This window comes from Brevinematales bacterium, from assembly GCA_026415355.1.
Classification (GTDB): Bacteria; Spirochaetota; Brevinematia; order DTOW01; family DTOW01; genus SKYB106.
The window spans coordinates 1-18,748 of sequence record JAOAHF010000018.1; the positions used below are offsets into that span (position 1 = coordinate 1).

Below are 18,748 nucleotides of genomic sequence, written 5' to 3' on the forward strand. Positions count from 1 at the left end.
GCAGTAGTACCTATCTCCCTAGACATCGCGCTAAGTTCCTCTATCATCTGCCTAACTTCATCTTGCCTCTCAACCACACCAGACACCTTACCAACTTCCTCTTCAACCTCCTTCAGTATCGATATATTCTCCTCTATATCCCTAAATGTCCTCTTCGTCTTCTTAACAACATCCTCAATAGTGTCAAGAAACGAATTAAAATTCTCAACTACTTCCCTAACTTCCCCTATCTCCGATGATGATTGTATCCTCAACGATAAATCACCTCCACTCCTACTTAACTCCTCCATCACTCCACTAACTTCCCTTATCCTCCTAAAAACCCTGTTGTTGAAAAATAAAGTCACCCCAAATATCAGTAAAACTATCGGTATCGATACAAAAATCGATATCTCCAAAACTGTCAAAGGAAATATCCCCCTCAACGGAAGTTCCATTATACCATTTAAAACGAAATCACCATAGTTATGAACTATCAAAAAATTAATTTTATCATCTCTAATCTGACCAACTATATCAAAGTCTTGATTTTTTACACCCTTAATTAGTGAATTATAGATATCATCAATTTTGGAAGAAGATCCATCTAATTCATCTACAACTTTAAAAAATCTAATATTGCTATCTTTATTGGTTGTAGAAACTGAAACATAAAAGTCGATTGGTATACCACGAAATACACTTTTCAACCACACCTTGTTGTAGGTTTCGGGATGTAAACAACATCCAATAATACCTTGTCTCAACTTGTAAATAAATATAACATCTGAATGATACTTGTCAATATAGAAGTAACTTTCATTGAGTTTCAGTGAAGAGTTTTTAAGGAACTGTATAAAATCCTCATTTTGATAGGAATGATCCTGTGAATATAATCTCTTCCCATCCCAGTAAAACGCAGATGCAACAAACTCTGCTTTTCTATGACTAGTTTTGTTATCTTCATATACTTTGTGAGTATCTGCAAAACCTATAAGAGTTGGTTCAATGACATTACTAAAGGATTTATATTCATCCAAGTTGTTTTCTGTGATCTCTAATCCATATCTTTTTATAGATTCAATCTTATAAATGTAATAATCTTCCTTAAACCCTTTGTTAATTACCTTTAGCATATTTTCTGTGTAGTTTTGAACCATCGAATAGAACGAATTCATGATAAAATTTATTATCCCAAAAACTACTATAAAAACTATCAAAGATATCGCAAAAGCACTCTTCAACGCAAAACTTATCCTGACCCTCATGTATACCTCTGAAGTTGTAAGAGTATTTTATAATATGTGTATGTGTATATAAAATTAATTATTTATGATGTACCTTTATAAGGTGTATAGACTATTTTGCGAAGTTTGGGATTTTGATTTTAGTTTACTTTTTCTATTATCATACTTATAAAGTTACCTAAATGGAGGTGTTTTATTATGAAACTCAGAGATTTTATTGTGTATGGTGTTGTTGCGTTGTCTTCATTGGTGTTGGGAGTGATTATAACGTTGGTAGTTACAAATTTTTTAATTGCCAAACCCAAGATGCCTTCTTCTCTTATAAGTATGTTTGGGCTTACTGAATCTAAACCACAGTCTTATGTTATAAAGATAGGTGATTATTACCTGTCTACATCTGATTTTGATAGGGAATATATGTTTTTAGTTGATACACTTTCTGGTGGAGATCCTGCAAAAAAAAGTTTATATATGAATGATTTGACGACGAAAAAGAATTATCTTGACAATGTTATAAATGAACTTGTAATTGTTATAGATGCATACAATCAAGGGTACTTATCATCTTCAGATTGGTCGATTGTCTCAAGGGTATCTTTGAGGAAAGCAGTTGTTGATGGTTTTCTTCTTAAGAAAATAGATATTAGTAAGATACAGGTTTCTGAAAAAGAGGTTGAGGATCTTTACAACAAAAATAGAGAGTATTTTAGGCAGAATAATATACCTGCTGAGAGAGCTGAAGAGTTCCTAAAAGCACAAATAAGAAATCAGAAGTTACAGCAAGAAGTTGCTAAGTATATTCAGAGTGTAAGAGATAAATTGAATATAGAAAAAGTAGAAGACAATGTTAAATAGGGGGGGTTATGGTTCCTAGATTAGGTGAGAAAAACATAAATAAAACAAAAATAATTGCGAGTCTAGGTCCTTCTTCAAGAAAGAAGGAAGTAGTAGATCAGATGACACAAATTGGGGTTGATGTTTTTAGAATGAACTTTTCCCATGGTAACTACGATGATCATAAGTTAAGTGTTTCCCTTGTTAGGGATGCTGAGAAAAGGTTTAATACTATATCTGCGCTTATGGGAGATATTCAAGGACCTAAGATAAGAGTTGGTAGTGGGTTGCAAGTTGAGGTTAGTGATGGAGAAGAGATTCTTTTGACAAACAAGCAAGGTTTTGATAAGTTTCAAGGTACTTTGCCTAAGGGAATATGGGTTGATTATGATTTTATAGTAAAAGAAGTTAAGAAGGGAGACAAGGTTTTGATTGATGATGGAATGATAGAGTTGATAGTTTCTGATGTTTTTGATGGTTATTTTGTCTGTAAGGTAGTTCACGGAGGTGTTATAAAGGAAAGGAAGGGTGTCAACTTACCATATACTAGTCTTAGTATATCTTCCATAACCGAGAAAGATGTAAATGACATAAACTTTTGTTTAGAACAAGATGTTGATCTTATAGCACAGTCTTTTGTTAGATCTGCTAAGGATGTTAAGCAGGTTAAAGACATAATTTTGAAGCACAAAAAAACAGTTCCCGTTGTAGCTAAGATAGAAATGGTTGAAGCAATACAGAATATTGATGATATAATAGATGTTTCTGATGCAATAATAGTTGCTAGAGGAGATTTGGGAGTTGAGTTTGGGTTGAACGAGGTTACTCTAGTTCAGAAACTTGTTGTTGAGAAAACAAGACTTGCTGGTAAACCTGTTATAGTTGCTACACAGATGCTTGAATCTATGACTAAAAATATAAAGCCTACCAGAGCGGAGGTGGCGGATATTACAAATGCAATCCTCGATGGAGTTGATGGGCTTATGGTAACAGGAGAGACTGCAGCAGGAGATTATCCAGTTGAAGTTGTCAAAACATTGAAGAATATTATAACAACAGTTGAAAGTAGCGATATATATAAGAGACTTTATAAGTATTATGATTATCCTCAAACGGAAGATCTTACTGAATCAATTGCCTTTGCAGCGAGCCAAATTTCTAGGAAACTTAATACAAAATATATAGTTAATTTTACTCAGACTGGGGCATCTTCTAAGCAAATATCTAAATTTAGACCTTCCTGTATAGTTATATCTCTAAGTCCAGAGGAGCAGACTTTAAGAAAACTAAAACATGTTTGGGGAGTACTACCTGGACTTGTAAAGAATGCAAAGTCAACTGATGAGATGCTTGAAATTGCTAAAAACTTAGTTAAAGATTATGTCTCAAAAGGTGATAGTATAGTAGTTACATCAGGTGTTCCTGTGGGAGTTTCAGGTAGTACTAATATGTTGAAAGTTATTGAGTTTGAATAATCAAGGGATTGTAGGCGATTATTTTTTCGACTATTCTTCGAAAGGTTGGAGCGGATGACGTTCCACCTTGTTTTAATTTTTTTGGGTTTACCAAAATTACAACCCCTATTATTTTAGGATCGTTGTATGGTGCAAAACCTAAGAAAACTGCGTTGTATTGGTCTTTGTAGTATCCACCTTTAGGGTTGTATATTTGTCCTGTTCCTGTTTTCCCACCTACATATAGGCCTTTAATTTCTGCCAATTTGCTTGTTCCATATTCAACGCTATCTCTTGAATACTTTCTAATCTTATTGGCAACATAAGAAGACATAATTCTAACTCCCTGAGAGGTTACTATGTCTTTGGTACTTCCGTCTGGTAATACTACTTCTTTAATTAGTCTAGGATTTATGTTTATTCCATCGTTTGCTATTATCAATCCTAGTTTGAGTAATTGTATTGCTGATACACCGATTTCTTGTCCTATAGATAACATGTATTTGGATAATCTACTCCATTCATTGAATGGTCTTAGTATTCCTGTTTCTTCTCCTGGAAGTCCTAACATTGTTTTTTCACCAAATCCTAAACTTCTTAGAAAAAAATATAATTCATTTTCATTAAGTTTGTCTGCTAGTTGTAGCATACCTACATTACATGAGTGTGCTATTATGCTGGAAGTTTGAACTATACCGTGTGCTTGTTCTCTTATGGTGTGATTGTATACCTTTACAATACCGTTACATATGTATTTTTGTTTTTCGATCTCTGGAAACTTTTCAAGTATCAAAGCCATGCTTGCTAACTTCATTACTGATCCTGGTTCTACAATATAACTTACTCCTCTTGAGGTAAATGGTATTTTCGTTATATTGTTTGGATCAAATGAAGGATAATCAACAATAGCAATTATCTCTCCGTCTTTCTTCGAAAAAATAGCCATTCCTAAATCTGCTTCAAGCTCTTTTACGCTTTTAGAAAGTTCTATGTATGCAATTTCTTGTATATACTTGTCTATAGTAAGAGTAATGTTTCCGGATTTGTTATTATTCTCAAGTAGTATATCGTTGAAGCTATACTCAATTCCTGATATACCTTCATTATCAACATTAACAGTACCTACTACTGTGCTGGCCTTCTCAAGTAGAGGATAACTTCTAGTGTATTCTTCTACTATCTTTATACTATTTTTATTGAACTTTTCTTGGAATTCGTTGGTTAAAGCGATAAGTTTTTTAATTTTATCTTCGGATAGTCTTCTAACAATCCATGAGAAATTAGAATTTTTATTGAGTCTCTCAGTTATTATGTCTTTATTTATGTTAAAATATTTTGTGACTAATTCTGAGAGATATTTTTTTTCATAGCTTGATAGCTCTTTTGGATTAACCCAGGCAGAAAATCCCTTATAACTTACTGCTAGTATATTTTTGTTTCTATCGAAAAGTATTCCTCTGTTTCCTGTTGTTTTAGATCTTGTTTTGTCTGTTAAAGTTGTTGGTATCATGAGTGTTATTAGTCTTACTGCTACTATTGCTACTGCTACCAGGAATACTGAAAATAAGATCCAGATTCTCTTACTCATTTTTTTTTTTCTCTACTCACTTCTAACTTGAATAATCTTTACTTCAACTCTATAATCTCTTGAAACTTTTTCTGCTTCTTTTTGGATTTCGTTTAATGATTTATAAGGACCTATGTAAATCCTATTATTTTTTTCTATTACTTTGAATTTTCTAAGTTCAAGTGATTTCTTCATAACATTATCATATTTGTCTATTACAAAGTAATACCCTACTTCTAATTGAGTGGTTTCACTAGATTGGGTAGAGGACTGTAGTTGCTGTTTTGGTTTCTCTGAATTTATTACTCTGGCCCAGAAACTGTTTGGATAATTTGATACTATATCTTCGAAAGTTTGGTTTGCCAAATCTTCTTTACCTATGTTTTTGTATATTATTCCATCTATGAATTTTGATTTAAGAGTGTAGAAGTCGCTATTTAATTTGAAGCTTATTCTATCTTTGTAATTTGATAGAGAAAAGTATAGTTTTACAGAAAGATCTGTATTGATTCTACCTGTTTGAGATGTGATTGTGTTTAATGTTTTGTAAACTTGAGTTTCTTCTTTTGTGTTTATTATATCTATTACATTTGTTGTTTCAAATCCTAAGTATGCTAGTATAAAACTCATTAGTTCTTTGGCTTCAGGTAGGTTTGAATTCGATAATACTTTCAATGCGCCATTTAGATTTGTAAAGAAAGATAATTTATAATTTAGTGTGTTTATCTCATAGCTTTGTAGTGTATTTGTTTGAAGTGTTCTATAGATTCCAATTGCTTTTACATATTCGCTGGAATAGAAAAGTTCTTCTCCAGCGTAAAATCGTTCTCTATTTTGTGCCATTGCGGAGAGTACAGATAATGTTATTGATAAAATTACTAAAAGCTTCCTCATGAATATGATTATAATTAAGGTGTAGTGTATAATTCATCTTAATAAGATGAGCTTAAGTTTGGTAGAGCGTAAAGAAGTTGTTAATAGTATGTAAGTGTATCTTTGAGAATAAAGATAGTGATGAAGTAAGATTCATGAGTTTAACTTCATAGGGATTACTGAGATCTTGCTTAAGATAACTGTAACTTGATATTAGGGTTTTGATTTAGTAAAATTAATGTGTAATGAAAAAGAGGAGGCTTGTTTCGAAGAAGTTTATTAACAAGATATGTAAAGTTATTTCTTCCAAAAAGGCTGAAGAGATTACAGTTATAGACACTTCGAAACTAACTTCGGAATTTGATTATATTATACTTGCCAATGCCAGTAATAAGTATCATATTCAATCGATTGTTGAAGAGATTAATAGGTTTATAGAGAAAGAGAATGTACCTGTTTTGGCAAGAGACCTGAGTTTTGAGAGTGGTTGGGTTGTCATTGATTTATACCATACAATTATACATATAATGACACCGGAAGTAAGGAAATACTATTCTCTTGAAAGACTTTGGGAAATACCTGTTTAATCTGTATTTTTATTTAATATTTCTTAGTATGTCTTCATATATCTCGTTAGTTGTGTCATCGAGTGTTTTATCAGGGGATATGCTTTTTTCGAATTCTAATTTCCTGAAAAGTATTATTTGTCTTCTTGCAAAGTTTTTGGTATTTTTCTTTATTAAATCTATTGTTTTCTCAAGGTTTATTTCACCTTTTAGGTACATTACAACTTCTTTGTAACCGATTGATGTAAGGGGGTAGATATCGAACCCATATTGGTTTGTTATGAATTTTACCTCGTCTATCAAACCTTTATTTATCATAGTATCAACTCTTTTTTCTATTGTATTATATAATTTGTTTCTTTCTGGTATAATAAAGAATGATAGAATTTTGAATGGTGATGGATTTGTTGAGGTCTTATGTAGTTCTGAAAACTTTTTACCCGTTATTTCATAAACTTCTAATGCTCTAACTATACGTTTTAGGTCATTTTTGCCGATTTTATGTGCGTATTCAGGATCAATCTTTGCTAGCATATCATATAAGTATGAAATACCTAGCTTTTGTGAAGTTTTGTATAGTTTATCTCTTATTTCATTATTTGCTGTAGGACCTTCAAAAATACCTATTTTTATAGCCTTGTAATAAAGTCCAGTTCCACCTACAAGTATAGCAAGTTTGTTTGCTTTAATTAAGTTTGATACTATATTATCAAACATTTTTCGAAACTCTCCTGCGCTAAATCTTCCCTCATTTGGTTCAAGAATATCTATAAGATGGTACTTAAACTCGTTTTGTAGTTCTTTTGAAACTTTATCCGTTCCTATATCAAAGTGTTTATATACTTGTACTGAATCACAAGATATTATTTCTGTTTCTATTCCAACATTTTTTAGTTTTCTTGCAAGATTATGTGCTATGAAAGTTTTGCCTGATCCAGTTGGTCCCACTATTGCTACTACATCCATTTAATGAATCTTAAATAGTTTTAATTAGTAACTTCTAGTTATTAGTTTTTCGTGATATTGTAGTAATTGTCAAGTATATAATTTGCAAACTTTTTGTCAGTTTCTTATTTCGCTTTGAAATCTAGTTCAAACTGTGTATGCTTACGAGATTTTTCATATTCTCCAACTTTTCTATACCAAAAGATATAAATGCTATTCTGTAGAATTATTACCTTTTTCATCTGTTGTTTCGAGAATATTTCTGTAGACTCTTTTTCTTGATATCCATCCTAGGTTAATAGTTAATATACTGTTTTCTCAAAAATTCTTTAAATTGGATTTTTCCAATAATAGATTAGGGAATATTCATAAGAATTATGTAGATTTCTTCAAGTTACTCACAGAAAAATTGTTATGCTGTTTAGTAATGTTTTAAAATTCTTAAAATCTGTGGAGTGTAAGATGGTTAGGTATTATAGTATAGACGGCAAGATCGCTAAGATTACAGATGATGATCAAGCTCCTGTTGTTGTTTTTATTGAACCTAGTGATGATGAGATAGATATGCTTAAGAGCTTTGGAATAAGTGAGCATGATATAAATTCTTCTTTTGATACTGAAGAGATTTCCCGTCTAGAACTTTATGATGATGGAAGTATGTTTATAGTTTGGAAAGTGCCTAAGAATTATTCTTATGGTGGACAGTTAGTTTTTAATGTTTCTTCTGTTGGTGTTTTTCTAAATAGTGAGAGAATAATATTTATTTTACCTGATGAGATAGGTATATTTGAGACAAGGTATTTTAGAAATGTTTCTAGTGTGTATGAAATACTTTTGGCGTTTCTTCAAGCAACGGTAAATCATTTTTATGGACATTTGAGAGGCATAAAAATTGTTTTTACAGAAATAGAGGAGAAACTTACGAAATCTCTTGATAATACTTATCTAATTCATATGTTTAATTTAAGTGAGAGTCTTGTCTATTATCTTAACGCTTTAAATTCAAATCATGGTGTTTTAGTTAAGATGAAAGAATATAGAGATAAGCTTAGTCTTCAAAAGCATCTTTTCGAAAAACTTAAGGATCTTATAATTGATAATAAACAGTGTTACAAGCAGGCAAGGATATTGTCTATGGTTTTATCTGATATGATGGATGCTAGAGCAAGTATTGTAAATAATAATATGAATATCCTTATAAAGAATCTAACAATAATAAATGTAGTTATGTTACCTCTTAATCTCATAGCAGGTATTGGAGGTATGTCTGAATACACTATGATGACAGAACGGTTAGGTATTTCTTGGCCTATTGCTTACTCAGTTTTTATACTTGCTATGGTAATTTTAGGAGTTGGAATTGCTTTTGTTCTGAATACATACATAAATAAGTTTATGAGCAGAAATCGTAGAAGATGATTTTATGATTTGGTATATATTAAAAAGGTTAATTTTGGTGATACCTACTTTTATTGGTATAACAATTGTTATTTTTCTTGTTGTCCATCTAGCGCCTGGTGATCCTATAAGAGGTATGGTAGGTGAGCTGAGTAATAAACTTTCACCTGAAGCGTACGAAAGCTTCAAAAAGTATTACGGTCTTGACAAATCTTTGTTTGAGCGATATCTAGTGTGGTTTAGAAATTTTATAACATTTGATTTTGGTGATTCGTTTCAATACGGTAGGAAGGTTTCAGATCTTATCCTTGAGAGATTACCTGTGACACTTACTATAAATATATTGTCGAACATTATAATACTTATCTTTGGAGTTAGTGTAGGTATTTTTGCTGGTATTTACAGAGGAATGTTATTTGACAAAATTTCGAGTGTGATATTATTTGGTTTGTATTCACTCTTTGAACCTTGGGTTGCGCTAATGTTACTTCTTGTTTTTGGTGTATGGTTAGGTATATTACCAATAGGTGGTTTTGTTTCAATAAATTTTGATGATATGAGTTTTTTTGAAAAGATTTTTGATATTGCTTCTCATATTGCCTTGCCTGTTATAGTTTTATCATATGCTGGTATAGCGTTTGTTGCTAAGATAGTTAGAACATCGACTATAGAAACATCAAACCAAGAGTATGTAAAGTTTGCTAAAGTATTAGGTATTGCAGAAAATAGAATAAGAGTACATTACATACTAAGAAATAGCCTTATACCTGTTATTACAATATTTAGTACTGTTTTACCTTCTCTGATTGCAGGTAGTATAATAATAGAAAAGATATTCTCTTTACCAGGAATAGGTCAACTTTTCTACAGTGCAGTTTTTTCAAGAGATTATCCGATAGTAATGGGATTAAGCGCTATTTCAGCGTTTCTTACACTTATAAGTTTGTTAATTGCTGATATACTCTATGCTATTGTTGATCCTAGAATTAAATTTTCAAGTGAATACTAAAGAAGTTTTATTAAGTTTTGATTGATCTTTTGTAATCACAAAGGATGTTTATTTTAGGTAGTGATTGTATTTCTAGGTTTAGAAAGTGAAATCAGTTTGTGAGATACAATATAATCATATCTATGAATTACAGGAAATTTGCTATTGTGAGTGTTTATGATAAGGAAGGTATTGTGGAGTTTTCAAGAGGACTTAATAGTTTAGGGTACGGTGTTATATCGACTTCAAAAACTTATACTCTTTTGAAAGACAATGGTGTTGATGTTGTTGAAGTTTCGTCAATAACAGGGTTTCCTGAGATACTTGATGGTAGGGTTAAAACTCTTCATCCTTTGATTCATGGTGGTATTTTACATAGGAATATTGATAAACATTTAGAGCATGTGAAAATTAACAATATTCCAGTGATAGATTTAGTTGTTGTAAATTTATACCCGTTTGAGGAAACTTTGAAGAATACTTCTGATCTTGAGGATATTATTGAGAATATAGATATAGGTGGGCCTACATTACTTCGTGCTGGAGCGAAAAATTTTGAAAGAGTTCTGGTTGTAGTGGATAAAAGTGATTACGGTATTGTTCTAGAAAAGCTGAGTAGTAACCAAAATACGATTGATTTTAGGATGTTTATGGCTAGCAAAGCTTTTAATCATGTTGCTAGATATGATGGGGTTATAGCGAGTTTCTTTAATAGTCTTGTTTCAAACGATTTCCCTGAAGAGACTGCCATTCCGTTAAAGAAAGCATATTCCTTGAGATATGGTGAAAACCCTCACCAGAAAGCTTCAGCTTATATTTCTTTACCACAACGTAAAGAGCCTTCTGTGCTAACCAGTGATGTTTTATGGGGTAAAGAGTTATCTTACAATAACATTTTAGATGCTGATACTGCTCTTGAGATGATAAAGTCATTTAAAAATGATAATTTTTGTTGTATCATAAAGCACAATACACCATCTGGTGCAGCTATTAGTGATACCATTCTTGATGCTTATAAGAAAGCTTTCGAATGTGATCCTGTTTCTGCTTTTGGTGGTATTGTTGGATTTTCGGGTAGAGTCGATTTTGAAACTGCTAAGGAATTTATAAACACATTTTATGAAGTTATAGTTTCTCCGGAATACGATCAAGATGCTTTAGATGTTTTGAAAACTAAGAAGAATTTGAGAATAATAAGAGTTGGTAGTTTAGCATCTGAGGATAGAAATTTAGATTTTAGGAGTGTAGGAGGTGGGCTACTGATTCAAGAAAGAGATAGTTCAGATGAAGATGTACTTCATAGTAAAGTTGTAACTAACAGGAAACCTACTGAGAAAGAATATAAGGATTTGGCGTTTGCTTGGAAGGTTGTTAAGTTTGTAAAGTCTAATGCTATTGTTTTAGTGAAAGATGGTATGACAATAGGTATATCTGGGGGACAAACTTCTAGAGTAGATGCTGTTAAAATTTCAATTCAGAGAGCTAAAGAGAGAGGCTTTTCTCTCAAGGGAGCAGTGTGTGCTTCTGATGCATTCTTTCCTTTTAAGGATAGTATTGAAATACTTGCTAATGAAGGAATTTCTGCAATTGTTCAACCTGGTGGTTCTGTAAGGGATATTGAGTCGATCGACGAGGCAAACAAGCATAGTATTGCTATGGTTTTTACAAACATTAGACATTTTAGGCATTAGAAAGGTATGTTTTTTATTTGCTTGTAATTGTAAAAATGTGCTTAAGTGGTATGTTTTATATAGTTTGATTAATATTTTGTTAGTTTTGGATTTTATTTTTTTTAGCTTTCAAATTTTTGAATTTGAAAGTAAGTTGTTAAATAATATAAATGAATAGGTAAAAGATATGAGTAGTTCGAGTATATCTATACATTTTACTTCTGATGGTATCCTGGTTAAGGTTGTAGGTAGGGGGGTAGTGGAGTATTGTAGAGATTTAAAAGAAGATTTAGACAAATTGATTCATGAGTATGAAAGATTAAACATATATTTTGATCTTTCTAAAGCTACCCATCTTGATAGTACTTTTATAGGTTTGATGGTCGTTTTTGATAAGAAACTTTCTAATACAGGTAAGGGAAATCTTTTTATACTTAATCCTCCACCCAAGATAATAGAGATACTTTCTTCTATGGATCTTATTGATGTTCTTAAGATAACAAACATAGATGTTCATGTGATAGGTAAATACAAAGATATTCAAGCTAATATACAAAAGGACATTGTTGAATTGAAGTTACTTATAGAGACTCACAATCATCTTATACAGACTGGGGAAAGGAATAAAGAGTTATTTTCTTCGCTTGAGAAGGCTCTCAAAGAGGAGTTGAAAAGATATGAGCAAGAAAGACCCCAAAACGAGTAGTAATCTTTCGAAGATACTTGATATTAACAAGAAGATAAACTCCTATTCCGACTTGAGAGATATTCTTGAAAATATACTTTTGTCAGCTAGAGAACTTTTTAACGCTACAGGTGGTTCTATTTTGTTGATTGATAGCGACAGAAAGTATTTAGAATTTGAAGTTGTCCATGGAGAAGGTAAAGGTAAACTCGAAGGAATTAAAATTCCTGTAAATAAAGGTATAGCAGGGTATATATTCTCAACAAAGTCTCCTGTAATATCAAATGATGTTGCGAGTGATTCTCGTTTTTTTAGTCAGATAGATAAGATAACTGGTCTTAAAACTCAAAAACTCATAGGTGTTCCACTTATAAAGGATGGGCAATCTATAGGTGTGATAGAGGTTGTTAATAAGTTTGATGGTAGTGATTTTACAGAATATGATCTTGAATTACTAAGTATTTTTGCAGAGCAGGTTGTAATAGCAATTAATAACGCTATGATGATCAAGAAAATTCAGGAAAGAGCAAGAGAATTAGAGTACCTTTATGAAATAAGTAATACTACTATATCTTCGATACAAAATATAAAGGAGGTTTTTGACAAAATAGTAAATATTGTTAGTGAAATTTCGGATGCTTCGAGAGTATCAATAATGTTGTATGATGGTAAAGATAATGTGCTTAAGATAGTATCGTCGATAGGTTTTGATGAAGATCCTTCTAGTATTTCTGTGGGATTTGATGAGGTTGGTGAACCTTCAATTATTGCTTTTAGAGAAGGAAGACATATTATAGTACCTGATATTGATAAAGATCCTATGTTTAAACTTAATAAGAAACTTTGGTACAAGACAAACTCTTTTTTAGTATTTCCTATAAAAACTCATAATAGTGTTGTTGGTGTTTTAAATATAACAGAACTTGAGGATATAAGGAAGCTTGAGAAAGAAGATATAGAGTTGATACAGGTTATAGCGAATCAGATAGGGTATGTTTATGAGAGTATTACAACATACCAGAGAGAGATGGAGAAAAAAGCTTTTGACAAAGAGATAGAAGTAATGCGTAAAATACAAATGAGTATGTTGCCATCAGTTTTCAATATTCATCCCAAATTGGATATATGCTTCTATGTTGAACCTTATAAGATAGTTGGTGGTGATTTTTATGATGTATTTAGTATATCTGATGATGAGGTGTGTTTCTTCTTAGGTGACGTTTCTGGTAAAGGATTACATTCATCTATTTTTATGGCGGCTATTAAATCAACACTGAAGGCACTATCTTTTGAGTTTAAAAGTCCTAGAAGAATACTAGAAGCTTCAAACTCAATATTATCTCAATCCTCTGAAACTAGCATGTTTTCGACAGTCTTTCTAGGTATTTTGAATACTGTTAATGGTACGTTAAGATTTTCAAATGCAGGTCATAGTCAGCAAGTAATATTACGAAATGGTGAAATCATTAAGTTATACACGCCTGGTTTACCTATAGGTTTATATGCCCATGCTAGATATGAAGAAAGTGAGATAAAGTTGAATACTAATGATTTTATAGTTGTTTATTCTGATGGAATAACTGAATCTGTTAATGAAAAAGAAGAAATGTTTGGTGAAGAAAGACTCATGAAGTTGATATCTGAAAACTTCACTTTATCTGCTACTAGCCTTGTTAATGTTGTTATAGAGAAACTCAAGGAATACAAAGTTGAAAACCCTAACTATGATGATGATATATCACTGGGTATTATAAAACTTATTTAATAATGATGAGTATTGTTGAAATTAGTTGGTTATTTTCTATGGTCCATTAACAAGACTACTTTATCATGCTGAAGGTCTGATGATTGAATAATGTAGTTCCAGTCTTTGATATGGATTATATCTTTGTAGTTTTGTACAAACTTTTCGTAGGTATCGATTTCCCAGGATATAGTGGTTTTTGTTTTGTAATGCATAGGTATGATTATTTTAGGAGATATTTTTGATACTATCTTGCTTGCTGTTGTTGCGTCTATTGTGAAGTACCCACCAACTGGTATGAATAATAAATCAACTTTTCCTATTCTTGTAACATCTTCTGGTTTAAGATCATGTCCTAAATCACCTAAATGACATACTCTCAGTGGGATGGATGAATCGTGGAACTCAAAAACAAATATAGAATTTTTGCCTCTTCTTTTACCCATTTCTTCGTCGTGATAAACTGATACGTTAAATATCCTTATACCCATATAGTTTGTATCTATTCCTACCCAACTTCCATTGTTAACTCCCTTGAATACTCTTGGCATTCCTAGCCCCATTCTTACATTAGAGTGATCAAAGTGCTCGTGTGATATAGTAATTATGTTGCATTCTACAGGATTTGTGTTATACCCTAATGATTTGTCAAAAGGGTCAGTAAGTATCTTAACCCCTCTTTCGCTTTCTAGCAAGAAACAAGCATGTCCTAGATAACTGACTTTTAGTATACCGTTTATAGGCATAATTTTACCTCGCAAATTTATTTTATTCCATAGGTTTCAAACTTTCAATATTAACTATTTTAAGAATTTTATTTTCGTGGATGAAGAATATCTTTCTGTCATACTTAATATTTAAGGTTTGTATATCTTGGTTTATGTATATTTTTTTGTTTTCGTTTTTGTTTGAAATTTTTATCAGAGTAGGTTTTATCTTTATAGGTTCGATTATTATATTAACATTGTTCGTAATAGGCATTGATATTCTGATATTGACTTTGAATTCATCCGTTTCAATACTGTCCTTTATAAGAAAAGTTTTAGGCGTAAATAATCCTTTTATGTACTCAAGATCTGCTAATCCGAAAAGAAACATGAACACAAGGATGAGTATTACTCCGCTAAATATCCATCTTCTTAGTATCCTTTTCTTCTTTTTTTCTTCTTCAAATCTATCTATGTGTTTATTCAATCTTTCGAGGTCTTCCTCTTTAAGATGGTATGAGTTTTTAAACTCTGGTGGTAATTTTATTTTTTCCATATTCTTAGAATCTAAGCTCTCCTTGTACAGATAGCCTAAAAGATTGTATTTGGTTTGTTGTGGAGTTAAGTACTGTAAACATAGGTTGGATTTTTATAAGTATATTGTTTTCTTCAAAGCCTACGAATCCACCAACTTCAGAGGTTATACCTAACTGAGTTATAGGTAAGTAGGATCCATATATGCTTATTATTCCTTCTGATCCTATTAATATATTCCTTAAAAAGGATAATCCTATTAATAACCTTATATCAATGTCAGATATGGTTGAAGGTCTTGGTGTACCTTTGTATAAATAAGGTTTAATTAAGAGTGTCATTATCTGTTCAAACCCCCAAGAGTTATCTACTGAATAGAAGTTGAATTTCTCTTCAACGAGTGTGTAGAAGTTATTTAAGCTTATTAGAAAATTAGTTAGATTGATTCTGTCAACACCAACAACTATTGCTGCATTAAGGGGTCTTAAAAACGTTTTTAGTTCTGTGCCTATCTTGAAAAATTCTTGAGAAATCCCTGAGAAAATAGATAGTTGTATATCTCTATACCTACCCACTAATTTCAACCCAATATTACCTATTCCAAGTTCATAAGGATCTTTATAAAAGTATGTGTTTATCGTTATAGCTTCTGATAGGAGTGAAAAATCAAAGTTTATACCAGTTCCACTAATTATATACCAACCTCTTAAATCGAAATTACTATCTAATTGGTAAAACCTTGTTTGAAATGAAGATACATAGCCGAGGTATTCTTTATTTCCATACCAGTAGTAAACTTTAAAGAGATTAAGAACATTTACAAAAAATTCTACTTTTTCAACTACAATTGGTATAGAGTTGGATATGTTTCCATAGGTGTAAGGTGTTATTACAATTCCGCCTCCATACTTGTTACCACCGTATAAATCAAGGGTTATGTCTGAAAAGAAAAGGGTATTTGTGTCAAATATATGAGAGTATCCTTTGAAGGAAGATATAACAACAATTTCGGGATATCCATATACACCTAGTATGATAAGAGAAAATACCAAAAATACTTTTTTCATTATTTCCTCCTGAGAAATATTATACTACAGCAATTTTAGTTAAATAAAATTAAAAACCTTGATCCAGTAAATTGTTGAAAAACAACAAAAGATCGTATTTATACAATGAGCAGTACTGATTGTTGCTTCAGCAATTATTTTTAGTGCTTGTGGGTGATACTACTGTGTAAATATTGGTGTAAAGTTTTTTTACATTGGGGATTTTCTTGAATTTGTGTTATAGTTTGAAAATTCCAAAATTCCTTATAATTTTGAGACTTTTATTTTTGGTACGAAATTTGAAGTATTTTTTGCAGAGAGGTGGGTTATGAAATACGTGGTGTTAGTGCTGGTAGGATTGATGATGATTGTAAGTGCTTGTTCTCAGTTGGTTGATGGTTCTTTGCCTGGTTCTGGTAGTGTTTCAGAGCTGCAGGGACAAATTCAGAATGATGTTCCTCAGGATGGTGGCTCTTCTGGTGGTAGTGTTCCGAGTAATCCGGGAGATAGTGGGTCGGACGGAGATAATATACCACCAGGTGGAAGTATAGTATTACATTAAAGCATTGCTTTAGGGGCCTATTTGCCCCTTTTAGTTATTTGGAATTTTAGGAGTATTTAACATGAGAGTAGTAAAGTTGCTTTTTATAACTACTTTGTTTGTTTTTGTTTTGCCTTTGGTTTTTGTATATGGAATGGGATTTTATTTAGATACGGGTGTTCCGTTCTATAAGGATGGTTTTGGGGTTGTTGCTGAAGTTAGTTTTAAGTTAGGTTTATCCGATATTTCAGATGCGCTTCTGCCTATATTTTTTAAAGGTGGAATGGGGTTCCAGTATGCTAGAGGTAGTAATGAGAGAGTGTATGTCGATTACATTGATTTTGGTTTGATTGCTGGTGGAGAATATTTGTTGGAGTTTAGGGAATTAGAAAAAGTTGCTTTTTCTGTAGGTCTTGACTTCTATTTATCGTATGGAAGCAAGTTTAATGATTTTAGTGGTATTGGTTCTCTTGGTGTTAACTTTAGGCCTGTGTTAGGACTTGTTTTTTTGCCTAGAGAGAAGCTATCAGTTAGAATAAACGTTGGATATAATGCAGGGATCTACTCTTTTTATTTAGGTCATATAAAATTCAGTGTTGGTGTTGATTTAAAACTCTAAGTTTGAGGAACCTATGGAAAGATATATACTGATTGCTTTTTTGGTTTTTCCCTTCTATGGGTGTCTTGTTTACACTGATTTACCTATACCCCTGGAAATGGTCTAAATTTTGATGGTACAAATGGTGTTTTGATAGATGGTAAAGGAATAATTATAGTAGGTGGATTTGATACTGATTTTAATAGAGTTGTTGGTTATAGTGTTTTGGATGGTAATAGAAGTATTTTTCATGTTGTTTTTGCTACTAACGTTAGTGGATTAGGGTTGTATAATCTTAATAATTAAAAATGGGCTAGCAAATGATGGTGGTTCATCCCATAGAAGAGGGGTTGGTATTTACATGAGATATGTTGTAGATAGTCGTATAAGCAACGTAATCGTGATTGACAATGAAAGTTATGAAGTAGGTGGTGGAATGTTTCTTGATAGATTTCATAATAACAATGTAATGGGTTTGAAAGTTATAAGTAACGCTTCTTATTTCTCTGGTGGAGGTGTTTATATTTGGTGCTGGATTGTATTTTTATCGGACCTCTAACAACATTGCTTTGGTAGATATTTGTTATAATTACTCCTAATTGGTAGTATTATTAGTTTTGATAATAATGGTGATTTTGTTAGTGGCAAGATTCTCTATAATTCGTCATATTATGAAACAGTTTCTTTAATGTTAATAAATCTTTATTATTCATCCAATGTATCTATATGTGTATTGTAGAATAGGTGGTGCTGAAGATGTTGGATATTTGAGGATATATAAGTATACTTCATATTTCAACTTATTGAAGAGCAATAAGTTTGTAGGAAACTTATTAGAGTACTTGCATTTAGATTACCTTGATTGGCCGACTAATGATATAGATGCTTTAAATAACAAAGATTACGTAGGTGCTAGCGAAGCAGAGGGAAATGAAGTTGAATAATTGCCAATTTAATGTGAAAATTTTTCACATGTAGTGTAAATTTTTTTTTCAATTATTATAGTTCATTTATTTTAATAAAGTTTAAGTTTTTGCGGTTTTTACTTGACTTTTGAGTGAGGGTAATTTTAGTTTTATTTTGGTACGATTATTGAACATATATTCAAGTCGGGGGTGAATATGGGCCTGATTAGGTTTCTTGTAGTGGTTTTTTATTTGTCTTTCTTAGTACTTAGTTCTTTTGGTGAGTCTTTCTTTTACTTTGAGCCGTTTAGCACTGATCATCCTGCTGGACAGCAACCTGCTGGGTGGTATGGTCCTGAAGGAACTGGAACTGGAGCAGGATTTTTGTATGGTAGGGATGGAGTTTATAACTTTCCTCAGAGGAATAGTAGCGTAGCTTACAATGGAGTAAATGTTATCTTCAGCGG

At 31.8% G+C, this 18,748-nt stretch carries 21 protein-coding genes; 14 read left to right on the top strand and 7 right to left on the bottom strand.

Annotation, left to right across the window (positions count from 1 at the left end; all coding sequences use genetic code 11):
* Positions 1-1,247, bottom strand: a 1,247-nt coding sequence (locus tag N2712_07125) for a HAMP domain-containing protein (GenBank protein ID MCX8029746.1), incomplete at its 3' end; no start/stop codon positions are given.
* A gap of 177 nt (positions 1,248-1,424) precedes the next feature.
* On the opposite strand from N2712_07125, the gene N2712_07130 reads away from it, so the two are divergent.
* Together N2712_07130 and pyk are read left to right on the top strand one after the other, a co-directional pair.
* Positions 1,425-2,081 (top strand): hypothetical protein, encoded by a 657-nt coding sequence (locus N2712_07130; protein MCX8029747.1) that lies wholly within the window; start codon positions 1,425-1,427, stop codon positions 2,079-2,081.
* 8 nt (positions 2,082-2,089) lie between these two features.
* Positions 2,090-3,535 carry a pyruvate kinase gene (gene pyk / locus N2712_07135; GenBank protein ID MCX8029748.1) on the top strand — a complete coding sequence of 482 codons (1,446 nt, stop codon included), beginning with the start codon at positions 2,090-2,092 and terminating at the stop codon, positions 3,533-3,535.
* Here the strand turns inward: pyk and N2712_07140 are convergent.
* Together N2712_07140 and N2712_07145 are read right to left on the bottom strand one after the other, a co-directional pair.
* Positions 3,519-5,102 carry a penicillin-binding protein 2 gene (locus tag N2712_07140; protein ID MCX8029749.1) on the bottom strand — a complete coding sequence of 528 codons (1,584 nt, stop codon included), beginning with the start codon at positions 5,100-5,102 and terminating at the stop codon, positions 3,519-3,521. The two genes, pyk and N2712_07140, sit on opposite strands and share 17 nt — an antisense overlap.
* A gap of 12 nt (positions 5,103-5,114) precedes the next feature.
* Complete coding sequence (locus N2712_07145; GenBank protein ID MCX8029750.1) at positions 5,115-5,975, bottom strand: hypothetical protein; 861 nt, start codon at positions 5,973-5,975, stop codon at positions 5,115-5,117.
* A gap of 224 nt (positions 5,976-6,199) precedes the next feature.
* Here N2712_07145 and rsfS point away from each other — a divergent pair, with 224 nt between their 5' ends.
* The gene (gene rsfS / locus N2712_07150; protein MCX8029751.1) at positions 6,200-6,541 is read left to right on the top strand and encodes a ribosome silencing factor; all 342 of its coding nucleotides are present in this window, start codon (positions 6,200-6,202) and stop codon (positions 6,539-6,541) included.
* 9 nt (positions 6,542-6,550) lie between these two features.
* Here rsfS and miaA read toward each other — a convergent pair whose 3' ends face one another.
* Complete coding sequence (gene miaA / locus N2712_07155; protein MCX8029752.1) at positions 6,551-7,486, bottom strand: tRNA (adenosine(37)-N6)-dimethylallyltransferase MiaA; 936 nt, start codon at positions 7,484-7,486, stop codon at positions 6,551-6,553.
* Between the two features lie 441 nt (positions 7,487-7,927).
* Between miaA and N2712_07160 the strand changes: the two genes are divergently transcribed.
* From N2712_07160 to N2712_07180, 5 genes are all read left to right on the top strand, one after another.
* Complete coding sequence (locus N2712_07160; GenBank protein ID MCX8029753.1) at positions 7,928-8,884, top strand: magnesium transporter CorA family protein; 957 nt, start codon at positions 7,928-7,930, stop codon at positions 8,882-8,884.
* Positions 8,885-8,888: 4 nt separating this feature from the next.
* The gene (locus N2712_07165) at positions 8,889-9,872 is read left to right on the top strand and encodes an ABC transporter permease (protein ID MCX8029754.1); all 984 of its coding nucleotides are present in this window, start codon (positions 8,889-8,891) and stop codon (positions 9,870-9,872) included.
* Between the two features lie 122 nt (positions 9,873-9,994).
* Positions 9,995-11,542 carry a bifunctional phosphoribosylaminoimidazolecarboxamide formyltransferase/IMP cyclohydrolase gene (gene purH / locus N2712_07170; GenBank protein ID MCX8029755.1) on the top strand — a complete coding sequence of 516 codons (1,548 nt, stop codon included), beginning with the start codon at positions 9,995-9,997 and terminating at the stop codon, positions 11,540-11,542.
* A 166-nt stretch (positions 11,543-11,708) separates the two neighbouring features.
* Positions 11,709-12,227 (top strand): STAS domain-containing protein, encoded by a 519-nt coding sequence (locus N2712_07175; GenBank protein MCX8029756.1) that lies wholly within the window; start codon positions 11,709-11,711, stop codon positions 12,225-12,227.
* Positions 12,199-13,971: a SpoIIE family protein phosphatase gene (locus N2712_07180; GenBank protein ID MCX8029757.1), complete on the top strand. Its 1,773-nt coding sequence runs from the start codon at positions 12,199-12,201 to the stop codon at positions 13,969-13,971. Before N2712_07175 ends, N2712_07180 begins: the two co-directional genes overlap by 29 nt.
* A gap of 29 nt (positions 13,972-14,000) precedes the next feature.
* On the opposite strand, the gene N2712_07185 is transcribed toward N2712_07180, so the two are convergent.
* Genes N2712_07185 through N2712_07195 form a run of 3 tightly spaced genes read right to left on the bottom strand, consistent with a single transcriptional unit; the run spans position 14,001 to position 16,258 of the window.
* The gene (locus N2712_07185; protein ID MCX8029758.1) at positions 14,001-14,696 is read right to left on the bottom strand and encodes an MBL fold metallo-hydrolase; all 696 of its coding nucleotides are present in this window, start codon (positions 14,694-14,696) and stop codon (positions 14,001-14,003) included.
* Positions 14,697-14,718: 22 nt separating this feature from the next.
* On the bottom strand, positions 14,719-15,213 hold the full coding sequence (locus N2712_07190; protein ID MCX8029759.1) for a hypothetical protein: 495 nt from the start codon (positions 15,211-15,213) through the stop codon (positions 14,719-14,721).
* Between the two features lie 4 nt (positions 15,214-15,217).
* Entirely contained in the window at positions 15,218-16,258 is a 1,041-nt protein-coding gene (locus N2712_07195; protein ID MCX8029760.1) for a hypothetical protein, read from the bottom strand.
* A 307-nt stretch (positions 16,259-16,565) separates the two neighbouring features.
* On the opposite strand from N2712_07195, the gene N2712_07200 reads away from it, so the two are divergent.
* From N2712_07200 to N2712_07225, 6 genes are all read left to right on the top strand, one after another.
* Positions 16,566-16,799, top strand: a complete 234-nt coding sequence (locus N2712_07200; protein MCX8029761.1) for a hypothetical protein — start codon at positions 16,566-16,568, stop codon at positions 16,797-16,799.
* A 61-nt stretch (positions 16,800-16,860) separates the two neighbouring features.
* Entirely contained in the window at positions 16,861-17,397 is a 537-nt protein-coding gene (locus N2712_07205; GenBank protein MCX8029762.1) for a hypothetical protein, read from the top strand.
* Positions 17,398-17,526: 129 nt separating this feature from the next.
* The gene (locus tag N2712_07210) at positions 17,527-17,682 is read left to right on the top strand and encodes a hypothetical protein (protein ID MCX8029763.1); all 156 of its coding nucleotides are present in this window, start codon (positions 17,527-17,529) and stop codon (positions 17,680-17,682) included.
* A 55-nt stretch (positions 17,683-17,737) separates the two neighbouring features.
* Positions 17,738-17,935, top strand: a complete 198-nt coding sequence (locus N2712_07215; protein MCX8029764.1) for a hypothetical protein — start codon at positions 17,738-17,740, stop codon at positions 17,933-17,935.
* 169 nt (positions 17,936-18,104) lie between these two features.
* Positions 18,105-18,320, top strand: a complete 216-nt coding sequence (locus N2712_07220) for a hypothetical protein (protein ID MCX8029765.1) — start codon at positions 18,105-18,107, stop codon at positions 18,318-18,320.
* Positions 18,321-18,497: 177 nt separating this feature from the next.
* Positions 18,498-18,748 (top strand): hypothetical protein (locus tag N2712_07225; GenBank protein ID MCX8029766.1); only part of this gene is annotated, 251 nt, incomplete at its 3' end.